Origin of the sequence: Pseudomonas sp. NPDC088890 (genome assembly GCF_044900155.1) — a bacterium.
GTDB lineage: Bacteria > Pseudomonadota > Gammaproteobacteria > Pseudomonadales > Pseudomonadaceae > Aquipseudomonas > Aquipseudomonas urmiensis.
In genome coordinates this window covers 83,607-99,870 of sequence record NZ_JBJDNG010000008.1, presented here as the reverse complement: position 1 = coordinate 99,870, position 16,264 = coordinate 83,607, and the positions used below count along the sequence as shown (strand labels likewise).

Annotated in this window: 18 protein-coding genes; 13 read left to right on the top strand and 5 right to left on the bottom strand. The window is 63.0% G+C overall.

The window, feature by feature from the left end; translation table 11 throughout:
• Nucleotides 1-174: 174 nt before the first annotated feature.
• Together ACI2JX_RS18010 and rpmE are read right to left on the bottom strand one after the other, a co-directional pair.
• Nucleotides 175-996: a thermonuclease family protein gene (locus ACI2JX_RS18010; protein WP_404690661.1), complete on the bottom strand. Its 822-nt coding sequence runs from the start codon at nt 994-996 to the stop codon at nt 175-177.
• A gap of 2 nt (nt 997-998) precedes the next feature.
• Nucleotides 999-1,214 carry a 50S ribosomal protein L31 gene (rpmE, locus tag ACI2JX_RS18005; RefSeq protein WP_029614303.1) on the bottom strand — a complete coding sequence of 72 codons (216 nt, stop codon included), beginning with the start codon at nt 1,212-1,214 and terminating at the stop codon, nt 999-1,001.
• Nucleotides 1,215-1,393: 179 nt separating this feature from the next.
• On the opposite strand from rpmE, the gene ACI2JX_RS18000 reads away from it, so the two are divergent.
• The 3 genes from ACI2JX_RS18000 (at nt 1,394) to ACI2JX_RS17990 (ending at nt 6,252) form a co-directional block, all read left to right on the top strand.
• Nucleotides 1,394-3,613, top strand: a complete 2,220-nt coding sequence (locus ACI2JX_RS18000) for a primosomal protein N' (RefSeq protein WP_404690660.1) — start codon at nt 1,394-1,396, stop codon at nt 3,611-3,613.
• Between the two features lie 202 nt (nt 3,614-3,815).
• Nucleotides 3,816-5,552: an arginine--tRNA ligase gene (argS, locus tag ACI2JX_RS17995; RefSeq protein WP_404690659.1), complete on the top strand. Its 1,737-nt coding sequence runs from the start codon at nt 3,816-3,818 to the stop codon at nt 5,550-5,552.
• 1 nt (nt 5,553) lies between these two features.
• A complete protein-coding gene (locus ACI2JX_RS17990) occupies nt 5,554-6,252 on the top strand; it encodes an SPOR domain-containing protein (RefSeq protein WP_186556564.1) in 699 nt (232 codons plus the stop codon).
• A gap of 42 nt (nt 6,253-6,294) precedes the next feature.
• On the opposite strand, the gene ACI2JX_RS17985 is transcribed toward ACI2JX_RS17990, so the two are convergent.
• Nucleotides 6,295-6,714: an NINE protein gene (locus ACI2JX_RS17985; protein ID WP_368972850.1), complete on the bottom strand. Its 420-nt coding sequence runs from the start codon at nt 6,712-6,714 to the stop codon at nt 6,295-6,297.
• A 169-nt stretch (nt 6,715-6,883) separates the two neighbouring features.
• Here ACI2JX_RS17985 and ACI2JX_RS17980 point away from each other — a divergent pair, with 169 nt between their 5' ends.
• The gene (locus ACI2JX_RS17980) at nt 6,884-7,513 is read left to right on the top strand and encodes a C40 family peptidase (RefSeq protein WP_186556562.1); all 630 of its coding nucleotides are present in this window, start codon (nt 6,884-6,886) and stop codon (nt 7,511-7,513) included.
• A 101-nt stretch (nt 7,514-7,614) separates the two neighbouring features.
• Here the strand turns inward: ACI2JX_RS17980 and ACI2JX_RS17975 are convergent, their stop codons facing one another.
• Complete coding sequence (locus tag ACI2JX_RS17975; protein ID WP_264235685.1) at nt 7,615-8,613, bottom strand: type IV pilus twitching motility protein PilT; 999 nt, start codon at nt 8,611-8,613, stop codon at nt 7,615-7,617.
• Nucleotides 8,614-8,678: 65 nt separating this feature from the next.
• On the opposite strand from ACI2JX_RS17975, the gene ACI2JX_RS17970 reads away from it, so the two are divergent.
• From ACI2JX_RS17970 to ACI2JX_RS17930, 9 genes are all read left to right on the top strand, one after another.
• Nucleotides 8,679-9,365, top strand: coding sequence for a YggS family pyridoxal phosphate-dependent enzyme (locus ACI2JX_RS17970; RefSeq protein ID WP_264235686.1), 687 nt, complete (start codon nt 8,679-8,681; stop codon nt 9,363-9,365).
• 38 nt (nt 9,366-9,403) lie between these two features.
• Entirely contained in the window at nt 9,404-10,222 is an 819-nt protein-coding gene (proC, locus tag ACI2JX_RS17965; RefSeq protein ID WP_264235687.1) for a pyrroline-5-carboxylate reductase, read from the top strand.
• A 10-nt stretch (nt 10,223-10,232) separates the two neighbouring features.
• Complete coding sequence (locus ACI2JX_RS17960) at nt 10,233-10,823, top strand: YggT family protein (RefSeq protein WP_186556558.1); 591 nt, start codon at nt 10,233-10,235, stop codon at nt 10,821-10,823.
• 87 nt (nt 10,824-10,910) lie between these two features.
• Complete coding sequence (locus ACI2JX_RS17955) at nt 10,911-12,050, top strand: homoserine O-acetyltransferase (RefSeq protein ID WP_186556557.1); 1,140 nt, start codon at nt 10,911-10,913, stop codon at nt 12,048-12,050.
• Nucleotides 12,051-12,057: 7 nt separating this feature from the next.
• The gene (metW, locus tag ACI2JX_RS17950) at nt 12,058-12,678 is read left to right on the top strand and encodes a methionine biosynthesis protein MetW (protein WP_186556556.1); all 621 of its coding nucleotides are present in this window, start codon (nt 12,058-12,060) and stop codon (nt 12,676-12,678) included.
• Between the two features lie 26 nt (nt 12,679-12,704).
• Complete coding sequence (locus ACI2JX_RS17945) at nt 12,705-13,139, top strand: DUF4426 domain-containing protein (protein ID WP_404690658.1); 435 nt, start codon at nt 12,705-12,707, stop codon at nt 13,137-13,139.
• The gene (gene rdgB, locus ACI2JX_RS17940; RefSeq protein ID WP_404690657.1) at nt 13,136-13,732 is read left to right on the top strand and encodes an RdgB/HAM1 family non-canonical purine NTP pyrophosphatase; all 597 of its coding nucleotides are present in this window, start codon (nt 13,136-13,138) and stop codon (nt 13,730-13,732) included. The genes ACI2JX_RS17945 and rdgB overlap by 4 nt, the downstream gene beginning before the upstream one ends.
• A complete protein-coding gene (hemW, locus tag ACI2JX_RS17935) occupies nt 13,729-14,943 on the top strand; it encodes a radical SAM family heme chaperone HemW (protein WP_404690656.1) in 1,215 nt (404 codons plus the stop codon). The genes rdgB and hemW overlap by 4 nt, the downstream gene beginning before the upstream one ends.
• 9 nt (nt 14,944-14,952) lie before the next feature.
• Nucleotides 14,953-15,279: a DUF3392 domain-containing protein gene (locus ACI2JX_RS17930; protein WP_016393360.1), complete on the top strand. Its 327-nt coding sequence runs from the start codon at nt 14,953-14,955 to the stop codon at nt 15,277-15,279.
• A gap of 262 nt (nt 15,280-15,541) precedes the next feature.
• Here the strand turns inward: ACI2JX_RS17930 and trmB are convergent, their stop codons facing one another.
• On the bottom strand, nt 15,542-16,264 hold the full coding sequence (gene trmB / locus ACI2JX_RS17925; RefSeq protein ID WP_186556553.1) for a tRNA (guanosine(46)-N7)-methyltransferase TrmB: 723 nt from the start codon (nt 16,262-16,264) through the stop codon (nt 15,542-15,544).

Sequence of the window (16,264 nt, the reverse complement as noted above, 5' to 3'; positions counted from 1 at the left end):
GCAATTCCGCTATTTACTGTTCTGACGGACCGCCGAGGATACGCAAAGAGCCGGGGGGCGACAAGACTGCCCGGTCACTTGTGTCAAGGCCCTTGGCCTACGACTTTACGCTATAACCCACGGGGCATGCGGGCTTCAGTGTGTACAATCCAATATCGAAATGTCTACAATTTTTTAGTCAGGAGCGCGCTCCAGCATGCTCGGGTCGGTCAGCGGCAAAACCCAGCGCCGCTGCCCAGGCTGCAATCCACCCTTGCGGGAACGATCCAGCACCCAGCCGCGGGCTTCGACCTGGTGCCCTTTGAGGTTATCGAAGAAGCTAGAGGGGAAGTTGCGTAGCAGACGAGCGGGTACTTGCAGCACCAGAGCATCGTCGAGTTCCAACCAGATTCCACCACGATTGCGCTGGATACCTTGAATTTTACCGCCGATAACCGCAAAGCCCGATTGCTGGATATCGCGGTCGCGCTGCACCGGTGACTGCCGCCAAAGTCCTGCACGGACGGCTCGGGCAGCCTGTTCGGCATCCTGCTGGCAGCCGGCAAGGCTGACATTAGGCGCCACTGCAACGCGGTAGCCGAGCCCCTCACTGAGCAGCGCAGCCTCGAAATTGTCACCACGCTTGCCGTAGATGTGGGCCAGGGTCCGCCCATATTTGTCTTTGGCTTCCACCCCGGGGACCAAGCCCACCTGGCCATCGCTGGCTTTCACCAAGGCCTGGAGACGCCGCTTGGCCGCCTCGGCATAGGGCTCGCTGGTGCGCCCCTTGCGGCCGATCTCGGGGGCGTTGATGCCAATCAGGCGCACGCTGCGCCCATCGTTCAGGCGCAACGTATCGCCATCCACCACCTGGCGAACGATCACCTGCTGGGGCTGCTCAGGCAGCGGACAAAAGGCCAGGGCCGGCAGCTGCCAGATCGCGCTCACAAAAAAAGCGCCCACAAGGGGCGCCTTTTTTAGCAGCAGCGCGAAACCCGAAGGATTCGCCATGCGCATAATTACTTCTTGGTACCGAACATACCGAAGCGGTCGGCGAACTTCTGTACGCGACCACCGGTGTCCAGGACTTTCTGCTTACCAGTGTAGAACGGGTGGCACTGGGAGCACACGTCGATCGCCAGCGGCTTGGCCAGGGTCGAACGGGTTTCGAATTTGCTGCCGCAGCTGCAGGTGACTGCAACTACTTCGTAGTTCGGATGAATATCTGCTTTCATGGTCACTTCCTCGAGCTGCGTGCCGCCACCCAACACCTATTGTTGAATACCGCACGTAATTAGGCGGCGAATAATACCAGAGCTCAGCCTCAGCGCAAGTTGTCGCTTGCACCGACTGTCGTCTGCTAGGCTCGGCGCATTCCGTACCCGTCCCCAAATGCCCTTCAGAGACCTTCTGCGTGTCCGACGTCATCCTGCGCCTCGCCCTGCCCTCGCCCCTGCGTCGCCTGTTCGACTACCGGGCCACGGCCGCGATGGCGCGTCTGCCACTGACGCCGGGGATGCGCTTTCGGGTGCCATTTGGCCGGCGCGAGATGATCGGCGTGCTGGTGGAGGTGTGCGACAAGAGCGAAGTGCCCGCCGACAAACTCAAGCCCGCCAGCGCCCTGCTCGACCCAGTCTCACCGCTGCCGCCAGCGCTGTTCAAGCTGTGCCTGTGGACTGCCCAGTACTATCAGCACAGCCTGGGCGACACCTTGAGCTGGGCCTTGCCGGTGCTGCTGCGCCAGGGCGAGCCGGCCGAGATACGCCAGGAGCGCTTCTGGCAGGTGACCCCGGGTGCCCGCCTGGAAGATCCGCGCATCGCCCGCGCACCGCGCCAGCGTGATGCCCTCAAGACCTTGTCGCAGCACCCGCACGGCGTGGCTCATAGCCTGTTGAGCAAGCTGGGGCTGAACAAAGACAGCCTCGACTTGCTCCTGGCCAAGGAGCTGGTCCAGCTCGAAATACGCCGACACCTGCCGGCCGCGCGCCATGAACACTGGCTGGCCCAGCCTGAACTGCCGCTCAACGAAGAGCAGCTGGCCGCATTCGAAGCCGTGCGTTCCGGCTTCGGCAGTTTCCACGCATTCCTCCTCGCTGGAGTTACCGGCAGCGGCAAGACCGAGGTCTACCTGCAACTGATCCGCGAAACCCTGGAGGCCGGCAAGCAGGCGCTGATCCTGATCCCGGAGATCAACCTCGGCCCGCAAACCCTGGCGCGCTTCGAGCAGCGCTTCAACGCGCGCATCGCGCTGCTGCACTCGGCGGTCAACGACCGCGAGCGCCTGGATGCCTGGCTGGCGGCCCGCGACGGCGAGGCCGATATCATCATCGGCACCCGCTCGGCGTTGTTCACGCCGATGAAAAACCCTGGCCTGATCATCATCGACGAAGAGCATGACGGCTCGTATAAACAGCAAGAAGGCCTGCGCTATCACGCCCGCGACCTGGCGCTGGTACGCGCACACCAGGAAAACATCCCGATCTTGCTCGGCTCCGCCACGCCGTCGCTGGAAAGCCTGCACAACGCCCATACCGGGCGCTATGGCCTGCTGCGCATGAATCAACGCGCCGGCGGCGCCCGGCAGCCACGCTTCATGCGCCTGGACGTGCGCAGCCGGCCGCTGGACAGCGGCATCAGCGGCCCCTTGCAGCAGGCCATCGGCCAGACCCTGCAAGCCGGGCAGCAGGTGCTGGTATTTCTCAACCGCCGTGGCTTCGCCCCGACCCTGTTGTGCCACGACTGCGGCTGGCTGTCCGAATGCCCGCGCTGCGATGCGCGAATGACCGTGCACCAGCGCTCAAACGTGCTGCGCTGCCACCACTGCGGTTACGACGAACGGCTGCCGCTGCAGTGTCCCAAGTGCGCGCATGTCGACCTGCGGCCGGTAGGCGCTGGCACCGAGCGCGCCGAGGAACGGTTGAAAATTCTGTTCCCGGACTACCCGGTGCTGCGCGTCGACCGCGACAGCACCTCGCGCAAGGACGCCATGCACAACCTGTTCACTACCATTCAACGTGGCCAGCCGAGCATCCTGGTCGGCACCCAGATGCTGGCCAAGGGGCACCACTTCCCTCGGGTGACCCTGGTGGCCATTCTCGATGCTGACGGCGGGCTGTTCTCGGGTGATTTTCGCGCCAGCGAACGCATGGCTCAGCTGATCGTCCAAGTCGCGGGCCGCGCCGGTCGCGCCGAAGAGCCCGGCAAGGTGATCATCCAGACCCACCTGGCCGAGCATCCCTTGCTGGTGCAACTGACCGAGCAAGGCTACTTCGCCTTCGCCGAGCAAGCGCTGAGCGAGCGCCGCGCTGCCGGCCTGCCGCCGTTTGCCCACCTCGCCTTGCTGCGCGCCGAAGCGCACAAGCCAGGCCAGGCCGAAGGCTTCCTTGATGAGGCGTGCAGTGCTGCCGAGCGCATCGTGGCCGAACAAGGCCTGCAAGGCGTCGAACTGCTCGGCCCGGTACCAGCCCCGATGGAGCGACGAGCGGGGCGTTTTCGCGCGCAACTATTGCTCCAGGCCAATGCCCGGGCGCCCTTGCATCGACTGATCAGTGCCTGGTTGCTAGTGTTGGAGCAGATGCCAGCAGGGCGCCAAGTACGCTGGTCGCTAGACGTGGATCCAGTCGATCTCTATTGACGCCGTGGGAGCGGGCTTGCCCCGCGATTACCAAGCATCGTTCACCACCGCCATCGCGGGTCAAGCCCGCTCCCACACGGCACCCGCTCAGCCGGACATGCCCTGAAAGGTTGGCAACCGCGGCCCAGCCACGGATAATGCTCAGTTTTTCCACCTGCGCATCGAAGCGCCCCGCCGCGCTTGCGGTCGAAAAGAGAATCTCATGAAAGACACCATTCGCCAGCTGATCCAGCAAGCCCTCACCCAACTCGTCACCGACGGTGTGCTGCCTGAAGGGCTGACGCCGGCGATCCAGGTGGAAAACGCCCGTGACAAGACCCACGGCGACTTCGCCAGCAACATCGCCATGATGCTGGCCAAGCCAGCCGGCATGAAGCCGCGCGACCTGGCCGACAAACTGATCGCCGCGCTGCCTGCCAGCGCCGACATCAGCAAGGTCGAGATCGCCGGCCCCGGCTTCCTCAACTTCTTCCAGAACACCAACGCCCTGGCCAATCGCCTCGACGCCGCCCTGGCCGACGCTCATCTGGGCGTGCGCAAGGCCGGTCCGGCCGAGAAAGTCGTCATTGACCTGTCGGCGCCAAACCTTGCCAAAGAGATGCACGTTGGCCACCTGCGCTCGACCATCATTGGCGACAGCGTTGCCCGCGTGCTGGAGTTCCTCGGTGACAACGTCATCCGCCAGAACCATGTTGGCGACTGGGGCACTCAGTTCGGCATGCTGATGGCCTACCTGCAAGAAAACCCGATCACCAGCGACGAGCTGTCGGACCTGGAGAATTTCTACCGCGCGGCGAAAAAGCGCTTCGACGAGTCCGAAGAGTTCGCCAACCGCGCCCGTGGCCTGGTGGTCAAGCTGCAGGCTGGCGACGCGGAATGCCTGGCCTTGTGGACGCGCTTCAAAGACATTTCGCTGTCGCACTGCCAGAAGACCTACGAGCTGCTCAACGTCAAATTGACCATGGCCGACGTGATGGGCGAGAGCGCCTATAACGACGACCTGGCCAACGTCGTCGCCGACCTCAAGGCCAAGGGCCTGCTGGTCGAGAGCCAAGGCGCCCAGTGCGTATTCCTCGACGAATTCAAGAACGCCGAAGGCGAGCCGTTGCCGGTAATCGTGCAAAAGGCCGACGGCGGCTACCTGTACGCCACCACCGACCTGGCGGCTGTGCGCTATCGCAGCAACACCCTGAAAGCCGATCGCGCCCTGTACTTCGTCGACCAGCGCCAGGCCCTGCACTTCAACCAAGTGTTCGAAGTGGCCCGTCGTGCCGGCTTCGTCGGCCACCCGATGCAAATGGAACACATGGGCTTCGGCACCATGAACGGCGCCGATGGCCGTCCGTTCAAGACCCGTGATGGCGGCACCGTCAAGCTGATCGACCTGCTCACCGAAGCCAAGGAGCGTGCCTACGCCCTGGTCAAGGACAAGAACCCGAGCCTGGCCGAAGACGAGCTGCGCCATATCGCTGAAGTGGTTGGCATCGGTGCAGTCAAGTACGCCGACCTGTCCAAGCACCGCACCAGCGACTACAGCTTCAACTTCGAACTGATGCTCAACTTCGAAGGCAACACCGCGCCTTACCTGCTGTACGCCTACACCCGTGTGGCGGGCGTGTTCCGCAAACTGGGCAAGGGCTACGACGAAGTCGACGGCCACATCGTATTGCAGGCCGCTCATGAGCAGGACCTCGCGGCGCGCCTGGCGCAGTTCGGCGAAGTGCTCAACAACGTGGCTGAAAAAGGCACTCCACACGTGCTGTGCAGCTATCTGTACGACATCGCCGGGTTGTTCTCCAGCTTCTACGAGAACTGCCCAATCCTCTCCGCCGAAACTGCCGAACAGCAGCAAAGCCGCCTGCGCCTGGCTGCGCTGACCGGTCGTACGCTCAAGCAAGGCCTGGAGCTGCTCGGCCTGGAAACCCTGGAGCGTATGTAAGTTGGCTGCCAAGAAAAAACCCGCACCCAAGCGCGGCGCCAGCCGCCAACAGGCGCCGGCCAAACAGCCGATCCCAGGCTGGGTTTGGTTGGCGGTCGGCCTTACCGTGGGCGCGTTCATCGTCTTCCTGATGAAGCTCGAGCCCGGCGGCGATGACATCAAGCGCGCCAAGCCTGAACAGCAGAAACCGGCCAAAGTCGCCGAAACGGCGAAAAACACCGCCCCGACGCCACAGCAGCCGGTCAAGCCGAAGTACGACTTCTATACCCTGCTGCCAGAGTCGGAAGTGATCGTGCCGCCTGAAGCGGTGCCGGAGAAAACGCCCCCCGTGCCTGCCCAACCGGTCACCCCCGTGACGCCGGCGGAAGCGGCCAAGATCGATACCGCTCGCGCCCAGGCGGCGCTGCTGGGGCAAACTCCACCACCGCCACCACCGGTGATCAAGCCGGCAGCGACCACCCTGTTCTTCCTCCAGGCCGGCTCGTTCCGCAAGCAGGCCGATGCCGACAAGGTCCGCGCACAGATCATCCTGCTCGGCCAGGCGGTGAAGGTGGAGTCGGGGACGGTCAAGGAAGAGACCTGGTACCGGGTCCTGGTCGGCCCGTTCAGCAACCGCGAACAGCTGACCGTGGCGCAGAAGCAGTTGGCCGGCGCAGGCTTCAGCAACCTGCTCTTGCAACAGCGACAGACCCGCCAGTAATGAAAAAGGCCTTGCCGCTCCCGTGCGACAAGGCCTTTTTTCTTAAGCTCTACCAGCGTTGACTTCGGAAACCTGCCGGTTCAGCGTCCAGAAGTCGTAGAGCACACCCAGCAGGAACAACCCGCCAGTGAAGAAGTAAATGATCGCGCTGATCCACTTGCCCTGGTACAGCCGGTGCGCGCCGAAGATGCCGAGGAAGGTCAACAGGATCCAGGCCAGGTTGTAGTCCACCCGCCCGGCCTGAAAGCGCATATCGGCCTCACGATCCATCGACGGGATCAGGAACAGGTCAATCAGCCAGCCAATCCCCAGCAGCCCCAAGGTGAAGAACCAGATGGTCCCGGTAATCGGCTTGCCGTAATAGAACCGGTGCGAACCGGTGAAGCCGAAAATCCACAGCAAATAGCCAAGGACCTTGCTGTGGGTGTCGTGAAACGGCGCCCCTTGTTGATAGCTGTTCATTCTTAGCCCTCGTGGCTTAGCCAAAAATTTTCCAAGAAAAAATGTGACTTTTTCGTGTGAAGTCGACGTGTGGCACCCTGCCAGTCGACCAACGGATCATTTTTTGAGCAAAAAGCTGTTATAAAGTTGCGCGCCAATACCTAATTCAAACATATCAAGAGCTTCAACTATGCCGCCTTTGTTCAAGACATGGCTGACCCTCTGCCTATTATTGCCGCTGGCCGCCCACGCCACCAACCGTGAGCAACGTCTTCCCAACGGCTTCACTGGCTATACCACCAACGCCACCGTGAAGCGCGCCCCGGTCAAGCATGCCAACACCCTGCGTGCTCGCCCAAGCAATGCCGCCAAGGCTCGTGACGGCTTGCCTGCCGTCGCCATGTCGGCCAAGCAAAGCAGCGATGTACTCAGCCGCGCCGTCAATGTCCTCGGTACCCCCTATCGTTGGGGCGGCAGCAGCCCAAGTAAAGGCTTCGACTGCAGCGGGCTGGTCAAATATGCCTTCAACGACGTGGCTGACGTCGACCTGCCGCGCACCTCCAATGCCATGGCCCAAGGCCACGGGGTCAAGGTGGCACGCAGCGATCTCAAGCCTGGCGACCTGATCTTCTTCAACATCAAGAGCCGCCGGGTCAATCACGTTGCCATCTACCTGGGCAACGACCGCTTCATTCATGCACCGCGCCGTGGCAAGCGAGTGAGCATCGATCAACTGAGCAAGCCGTATTGGCAGAAGCACTATGTAGTGGCCAAACGAGTGCTGCCTAAAGACCAGCAGCTGAGCCTGGCCAAACGCTGATCATTTTCACCTCATCGCGGGGCAAGCCCGTTCCCACAGAGCCTGAGGGCGCCTCATATCCTCTGGGAGCGGGCTTGCCCGCGAAGAGGCCAGTGATGACCCTACTCAAGCTCAATCACACCCTGAGCACGCAAACACTGCAACGCCGCTTCCATCGTCTGCATCCCCGCCGCCCCACCCGCCTGCATCACTGAATACAGCTGCGCCATGCGCCCCTCGCGAATCAGGTTACGCACCGCAGCAGTGGCCACTAGCACTTCCCTGGCCGCCACCCGCCCGCCACCAACGCGCTTGACCAGCACCTGCGCCACCACCATACGCAGCGACTCGGCGAGCATGGCCCGTACCAGCGGCTTTTCTTCGGCAGCGAACACCTCTACCAACCGGTCGATGCTATTGACCGCGGAACGCGTATGCACGGTTGCCAGCACCAAATGCCCCGTCTGCGCAGCCCGCAACGCCAGGCGGATGGACTCAAGATCACGCAGCTCGCCGATCATGATTACATCAGGGTCCTGGCGCAGGGCACTGCGCAGCGCCTGGGCAAAGTCGCGGCTATCGCGGCCAATCTCACGCTGGGTAAGCAGGCTGCGCTGGCCGCTGTGGATAACTTCGACGGGATCTTCAAGGGTGATGATGTGCAACGAGCGCTCGCGATTGAGCCAATCGACCAGCGCGGCGAGGGTGCTCGACTTGCCACTGCCAGTCGGCCCAGCCACCAGCACCAGTCCGTCGGTGCAATGCGCAATAGGTTGAAACACATCAGCCAAACCCAGTTCATCCAGCGTCGGCACGCCACTGGGGATCAGCCGGAAACTGGCTGCCAAGCCATTGCGCTGGCGAAACAGATGCACGCGCAGGCGACCCAGCTGGGGCAAGCTCAACGCCAGGTCGAGTTCATCGCCCGCCAGCCATTGGCGCCGCTGCTCCTGCTCCAGCCAAGGGGCCAGGCCCTCCTCCAGCTGGCCGGCCTGCAACGGCGGTAGCTGCATGCGCTGCAATTGCCCATCCAGGCGCAGCATCGGTATCTCGCCCACGGCCAGGTGCAAGTCGGATGCCCTTGCAGCTGCGGCGTGGGCCAACAGGTCAGTCACGTCCATGAGACTCCCCAAAGGCCTTCAAGCAGGTAGAATGCCGCAGACCCCTGAGCCGTCGGCATTGATCCATGTCCACCATAGCAGACAACCTTTGCGCGCTCGCCGCACGCATCAGCCAGGCAGCGCAAGCCTGCGGGCGCGATCCAGCCAGCATCCAGTTGCTGGCCGTGAGCAAGACCAAGCCCGCCGCCGCCGTACGCGAGGCCTACGCTGCCGGCGTGCGCGACGTCGGTGAAAACTACCTGCAAGAAGCCCTGGCCAAGCAGCAAGAATTAACCGACCTGCCCTTGACCTGGCACTTCATCGGCCCCATCCAGTCGAACAAGACTCGTGCAATTGCCGAACATTTCGACTGGGTACATTCCGTGGATCGCCTAAAGATTGCCCAACGCCTGTCAGAGCAACGCCCTGCCGAGCTGCCAGCGCTGAACATCTGCCTGCAAGTCAACGTCAGCGGCGAGGACAGCAAGTCTGGCTGCGCAGCGGCCGACCTGCCGGCGCTGGCCGCTGCCGTTGCGGCCTTGCCCGGCCTGCGTCTGCGCGGACTGATGGCGATCCCCGAACCGACTGATGACCGCGCCGCCCAAGAAGCTGCCTTCGCTCGCCTGCGTGAGCTGCAAGAGCAACTCAAGCTCGGCCTGGACACCCTTTCTATGGGCATGAGCCACGACCTGGAAGCGGCGATCGCCCAGGGTGCGACCTGGGTACGCATCGGCACCGCCCTGTTTGGCGCGCGTGATTACGGGCGCGCCTGAAACCATGCTTTACTCACTCTTTCCCTCAAGGACCTGACATGAGCAACACACGTATTGCCTTTATCGGCGCCGGCAACATGGCCGCCAGCCTGATCGGTGGCCTGCGTGCGCAGGGCCTGGATGCCACGCAGATCCGCGCCAGCGACCCGGGCGCCGAGACCCGCAGTCGCGTCCACGCCGAGCACGGCATCGAGGTATTCGAAGACAACGCCCAGGCTGTCGCTGACGCTGAGGTGATCGTCCTGGCGGTCAAGCCACAGGTCATGAAAAGCGTCTGCCAGGCCCTGCAGCCGAGCCTGCACGAAGGCCAGCTGATCGTTTCCATTGCCGCCGGCATTACCTGCGCCAGCCTGCAAGATTGGCTGGGCGCGCGCCCGGTGGTGCGCTGCATGCCCAATACGCCGGCGCTGCTGCGCCAGGGTGTCAGCGGCCTGTACGCCACCGCCCAGGTATCGCCTACGCAACGCCAGCAGGCCCAGGAGCTACTCTCGGCCGTGGGCACTGCCTTGTGGCTGGACCAGGAGCAGCAACTGGACGCCGTCACGGCTGTTTCCGGCAGTGGCCCGGCCTATTTCTTCCTGCTGATCGAGGCCATGACCGCCGCTGGCGAGAAACTCGGCCTGCCGCGCGAGACAGCCTCCCAGCTGACCCTGCAAACCGCTTTGGGCGCCGCACACATGGCCGTGGCCAGTGATGTCGACGCTGCCGAACTGCGCCGCCGGGTGACCTCGCCAGCCGGCACCACCGAGGCGGCAATCAAGTCTTTCCAAGGCAACGCTTTCGAGGCCATCGTGGAACAGGCGCTGCAGGCTGCGGCGACCCGTTCCGCCGAGTTGGCCGAACAATTGGGCAAATAAGGAGCTGTTGATGAATGCACTGTCCGGCGCCGCGATCTTCGTGGTGCAAACCCTGGTCAGCCTGTACCTGGTGATCGTCCTGCTGCGCTTCGTCCTGCAGCTGGTCAAGGCCGATTTCTACAACCCGCTGAGCCAGTTCGCGGTGCGCGCCACCCAGCCACTGCTCAAGCCGATCCGCCGGATCATCCCGAGCATTGCCGGCCTGGACACCTCGTCGCTGTTGCTGGCGATCCTGATCCAGGCGTTGCTGATGGCCTTCGTGCTGATGGTCAGCTACGGCACTTTCGGCGATGTCCTGCACCTGCTGCTGTGGGCGATCATTGGCATCACCTCGCTGTTCCTGAAGATCTTCTGGGTGGCGATGATCGTCATGGTGATCGTTTCCTGGGTCGCGCCTAACAGCCACAACCCCGCTGCCGAGCTTGCCTACCAGATCAGCGAACCGGTGCTGGCGCCGTTCCGCCGCCTGGTGCCGAACCTGGGCGGCATGGACATTTCGCCGATCTTCGCCTTCCTGGCGATCCAGGTGATCCAGTCGTTCGTCATGCCGCCGCTGGCTGCCTATGCCGGCATGCCGCAAGAGCTGTGGCGGATGATTTGACCCACATCCCCCTAGCGGCAAGCCTTTGCTTGCCGCTGGGGGGAGTGCTCTTTAGACTTACGCCTCCGTCAAGCGTGAGCAGGGTCGATGTCCACTGTCCTTCCCGAAGATTCCGTCGGTCTGGTAACACCGCAGATCGCCCGGTTCGATGAACCGCTGGCCCTGGCCTGTGGCCGATCGCTGGCCAGCTACGAGCTGGTCTATGAAACCTATGGCACGCTCAACAGCACGGCCAGCAACGCTGTGCTGATCTGCCATGCGCTGTCCGGCCATCACCATGCCGCGGGCTACCATGCCGACACCGACCGCAAGCCCGGCTGGTGGGACAGCTGCATTGGCCCCGGCAAGCCGATCGATACCAATCGCTTCTTCGTGGTCAGCCTGAACAACCTCGGCGGCTGCAATGGCAGCACCGGTCCGAGCAGCGTCAACCCGGCCACCGGCAAGCCCTATGGCGCCGACTTCCCGGTGCTGACCGTGGAAGACTGGGTGCACAGCCAGGTGCGCCTGGCCGACCGCCTGGGCATTGGCCAGTGGGCCGCGGTGGTCGGCGGCAGCCTGGGTGGCATGCAGGCGCTGCAATGGACCATCACCTACCCGGATCGAGTGCGTCACTGCGTCGACATCGCCTCGGCGCCGAAACTGTCGGCACAGAACATCGCCTTCAACGAGGTGGCTCGCCAGGCGATCCTCACCGACCCGGAGTTTCACGGCGGCTCGTTCCAGGACCAGGGCGTGATCCCCAAGCGCGGCCTGATGCTGGCGCGCATGGTTGGCCACATCACCTACCTGTCGGACGACTCGATGGGTGAGAAATTCGGTCGTGAGCTCAAGAGCGACAAACTCAACTACGACTTCCACAGCGTGGAATTCCAGGTCGAGAGCTACCTGCGCTATCAAGGTGAGGAGTTCTCCGGGCGCTTCGACGCCAACACCTACCTGCTGATGACCAAGGCCCTGGACTACTTCGACCCGGCCGCAGCGCACGCTGGCGATCTAGCCGCGACCCTGGCCCACGTTAGCGCCGACTACTGCATCATGTCGTTCACCACCGACTGGCGGTTCTCGCCGGCCCGCTCGCGGGAAATCGTCGATGCCCTGATGGCGGCGCGCAAGAACGTCTGTTACCTGGAAATCGACTCCCCCTACGGGCACGATGCCTTCCTGATCCCCACGCCTCGCTACATGCAGGGATTCTCGAACTACATGAACCGCATCGCCATCTGAGGACAGCATGAGAGCCGACCTGGAAATCATCCACGACTGGATCCCCGCCGGCAGCCGGGTACTTGACCTTGGCTGCGGCAACGGCGAGCTGCTGGCTTCGTTGCGCGACCGTAAAGGCGTTACCGGCTACGGCCTGGAAATCGACGCCGACAACATCGCCGCCTGCGTGGCCAAGGGCGTCAACGTCATCGAGCAGGACCTGGACAAAGGCCTGGGCAACTTCGCCAGCAACAGCTTCGACGTAGTGGTCATGACCCAAGCGCTGCAAGCCGTCGAGTATCCCGACCGGATTCTCTCGGAGATGCTGCGAGTGGGCCGCGAGTGCATCATCACCTTCCCCAACTTCGGCCACTGGCGCTGCCGTTGGTACCTGGCGACCAAAGGCCGCATGCCGGTCTCGGACTTCATGCCGTATACCTGGTACAACACGCCGAACATTCACTTCTGTACCTTCGCCGACTTCGAGAACCTGTGCCACGAGCACCGGGCCAAGGTTCTCGACCGTTTGGCGGTCGACCGTTTGCACCGTAATGGGTTGGGCGGGCGGGTATGGCCTAATCTTCTAGGTGAGATCGGCATCTATCGCCTCAGCAGCCCGGGCCTGACGGAACATCAGGTCGCGGTCTGATCTGCCCACCCCGGAGGAATGGCACCATGCGTCGTCTAGCTCTTTTCCTGATCAGCCTGTGCCTGGCCTTGCCAGTGCTGGCTGCCGATGCTGCCAAGCCTGAGCGCAAGCAGGACTTCGGCGACGTCACGGTGCACTACAGCGCCTTTACCTCGAGCATGCTGCAGCCAGAGATCGCCGACGCCACCGGCCTGACCCGCAGCAAGAATCAGGGCGTACTGAACATTGCCGTGCTCAAGGCCGGCAAGCCGGGCATGGCGGTGGTCAGCGGCACCGTCAAAGACCTGACCGGCCGCAGCAGCCCACTGTCGTTCAAGCAGATCGCTGACAAGGGCGCGGTGTACTACATCGCGCAGTTCAAGATCGACCAGGCAGAAACCCTGACCTTCGACTTGAACATCGAGACTGGTGGCGTCAGTCATAAACTCAGCTTCAACCAGGAAGTGTTCCCAGGCGAATGATGAATTTCCAGCAACTCGTATTGGCCAGCCATAACGCTGGCAAGCTCAAGGAACTCCAGGCCATGCTCGGCACGTCCGTGCAGCTGCGCTCGATCGGTGAATTCAGCCAGGTCGAGCCAGAAGAGACCGGTCTGTCGTTCGTCGAAAACGCCATCCTCAAGGCCCGTAACGCTGCGCGTATTTCCGGCTTGCCGGCGCTGGCCGATGACTCGGGGCTGGCGGTGGACTACCTTGGCGCCGCACCGGGGATCTACTCGGCTCGCTACGCTGACGGCAAGGGCGACGCGGCGAATAACGCCAAGCTGCTCGACGCCCTCAAGGATGTCCCGGACGATCAGCGCGGCGCGCAGTTCGTCTGCGTCCTGGCCTTGGTTAGGCATGCCGACGACCCGCTGCCTATCCTCTGCGAAGGCCTGTGGCACGGCAGCATCCTGCATGCCGCCAGCGGCGAACACGGCTTTGGCTATGACCCGCTGTTCTGGGTTCCGGAGCGCGAGTGCTCCAGCGCCGAGTTGAGCCCTGTCGAAAAGAACCAGCTCAGCCATCGCGCCCGCGCCATGGTCCTGCTGCGTCAGCGTTTGGGACTGGCATGACCGAAAAGCCGTCCATCCAGCTGCTCCACCCCGGAGCGGCTGGGGCCAGTCTGCATGTGCCACGCCTGGCGCTGCCGGAACTGCCGCCGCTGTCGCTGTACATCCATATCCCCTGGTGCGTGCGCAAGTGCCCTTACTGCGACTTCAACTCGCACCAGGCCGGCCCACAGCTGCCGGAGGCTGAATACGTCGATGCCCTGCTGGCCGATCTCGATCAAGAGCTGGCTGCCGTTCAGGGCCGACCGCTCAGTTCGATCTTCTTTGGTGGCGGCACGCCAAGCCTGTTCAGCGCCGATGCACTGGGGCGCCTGCTGCGCGGGGTGGAGCAACGTATCCCGTTCGCCGCGGATATCGAGATCACCCTGGAAGCCAACCCCGGGACCTTCGAGCAGGACAAGTTCAAGGCCTACCGGCAGACCGGTATCAATCGGCTGTCGATTGGCGTGCAGAGCTTCCAGCCAGCCAAGCTTCAGAAGCTGGGCCGCATCCATAATGGCGACGAAGCAATTCGGGCAGCCGGCATGGCCCGTGCAGCGGGCTTCGACAACTTCAACATGGACCTCATGCACGGCCTACCTGAGCAGTCGCTGGACGACGCCCTGGGCGACCTGCAACAGGCCATCGACCTCGGCCCCACGCACTTGTCCTGGTACCAGCTGACCGTGGAGCCGAACACGGTGTTCTGGAACCAGCCACCGAAGCTGCCCGAAGACGATATTCTTTGGGACATCCAGGAAGCCGGCCAGGCGCTGCTCGCCCAGCACGGCTTCGCTCAATACGAAGTCTCAGCCTATGCCCAGCCAGACCGGGCAGCGCGGCACAACCTCAATTACTGGCGCTTTGGCGATTTCATCGGCATTGGCGCGGGTGCCCACGGCAAGCTGTCGTTCGCCGATGGGCGCATCCTGCGCACCTGGAAGACCCGCCTGCCCAAGGACTACCTGAACCCGGCCAAGCCGTACAAAGCTGGCGAGAAGCTGCTGCCAGTCGATGAGCTGCCGTTCGAGTTCCTGATGAACGCCCTGCGCCTGACCCACGGAGTGGAAGCCGAGCTGTTCAGCCGCCGTACCGGCCTGCCGTTGGAGCAGCTTGCCCAAGCCCGTCGCGAGGCCGAACAAAAGGGCCTTTTGCAGGTCGAACCGGATCGACTGGCCGCTACCCCACGCGGCCAGTTGTTCCTCAATGACCTGCTGCAGTATTTCTTGACCTAAGGATGACCCATGGACCTGGTACTTGACCTGCTTGCGACCGTATCGCGCTGGAGCCGCAGCAATTTGTCGGAGATTTCCCTGGCACTGGTAGGCTGCCTGCTAGTGCTGTTCGGCACTGATATCAAGGCATGGGTAGAACAGCGTCTGGGCGGCCTGGCTGGTGCGCTGCGTGTGCCGTTCATGGCACTGCTGGTGATGATCGGCAGTGGCGCGGCGCTGATCTATGCGACGCCGTGGGTGGTGAAGGGGCTGAGCCAGTTCAACAACTATGCGTTGGCGCCAGTGCTCTTGGTGGTGCTGGTGTTGATTGGCGTGGTGGCTGATCGGCGGGGATGAAGCCAGCGCGCGGGATAGGCCAACGCCAACCCCTGTAGGAGCGGGCTTGCCCGCGAAGAGGCCGGTACATACCCATTGATGGAAGGCGAGGGCTTTGCCCTCGTTCGCGGGCAAGCCCGCTCCCACAAGGGCCAACGCAATCAGTTAGCCGGCATTGATTCTGCTGAGGCCTGATCAAAAAAAACCGCCCCTCGTAGGGCGGTTTTTTTACTTGTACTACAGCAGGTTCTGCCATCCAAAGGCCGGCTAGGCAGCCCAGCGATCAGCTCAGCTTCTCGAACTTCAAGTCCCACACTCCATGCCCGAGTCGCTCGCCGCGGCGTTCGAACTTGGTGATCGGGCGCTCTTGCGGGCGCGGCACATAAGCACCATCGGCCGCCTGGTTGCGGTAGCCCGGCGCGGCGCTCATCACTTCCAGCATGTACTCGGCATATGGCTCCCAGTCGGTAGCCATATGGAATACACCGCCCGGCTTGAGCTTGCGGCGCACCAGCTCAGCGAACTCCAGCTGGACGATCCGGCGCTTGTGATGGCGCGCCTTGTGCCATGGGTCGGGGAAGAACAGCATCAACCGATCCAGGCTGTTGTCGGCCACACAACGGTTAAGCACTTCGATCGCGTCGCAGTCGTACACACGCAGGTTTTTCAAACCCTGGGTCAGCACGCCATTGAGCAGCGCGCCGACACCTGGACGGTGGACTTCGACACCGATGAAGTCCTGCTCAGGCGCGGCAGCAGCCATCTCCAGCAGCGAATGGCCCATGCCAAAGCCGATCTCCAGGGTGCGCGGCGCCGAGCGGCCAAACACCTGGTCGTAGTCCACTGGGCTGTCAGCCAGGGGCAGGATGAACAGGGGGCCGCCCTGATCCAGACCACGTTGCTGGCCTTCGGTCATGCGCCCAGCGCGCATCACGAAACTCTTGATGCGGCGGTGTGGGCGCTCTTCGCCGTCGGCGGTGATCGGCGTTTCTTGCGATTCAGTCAT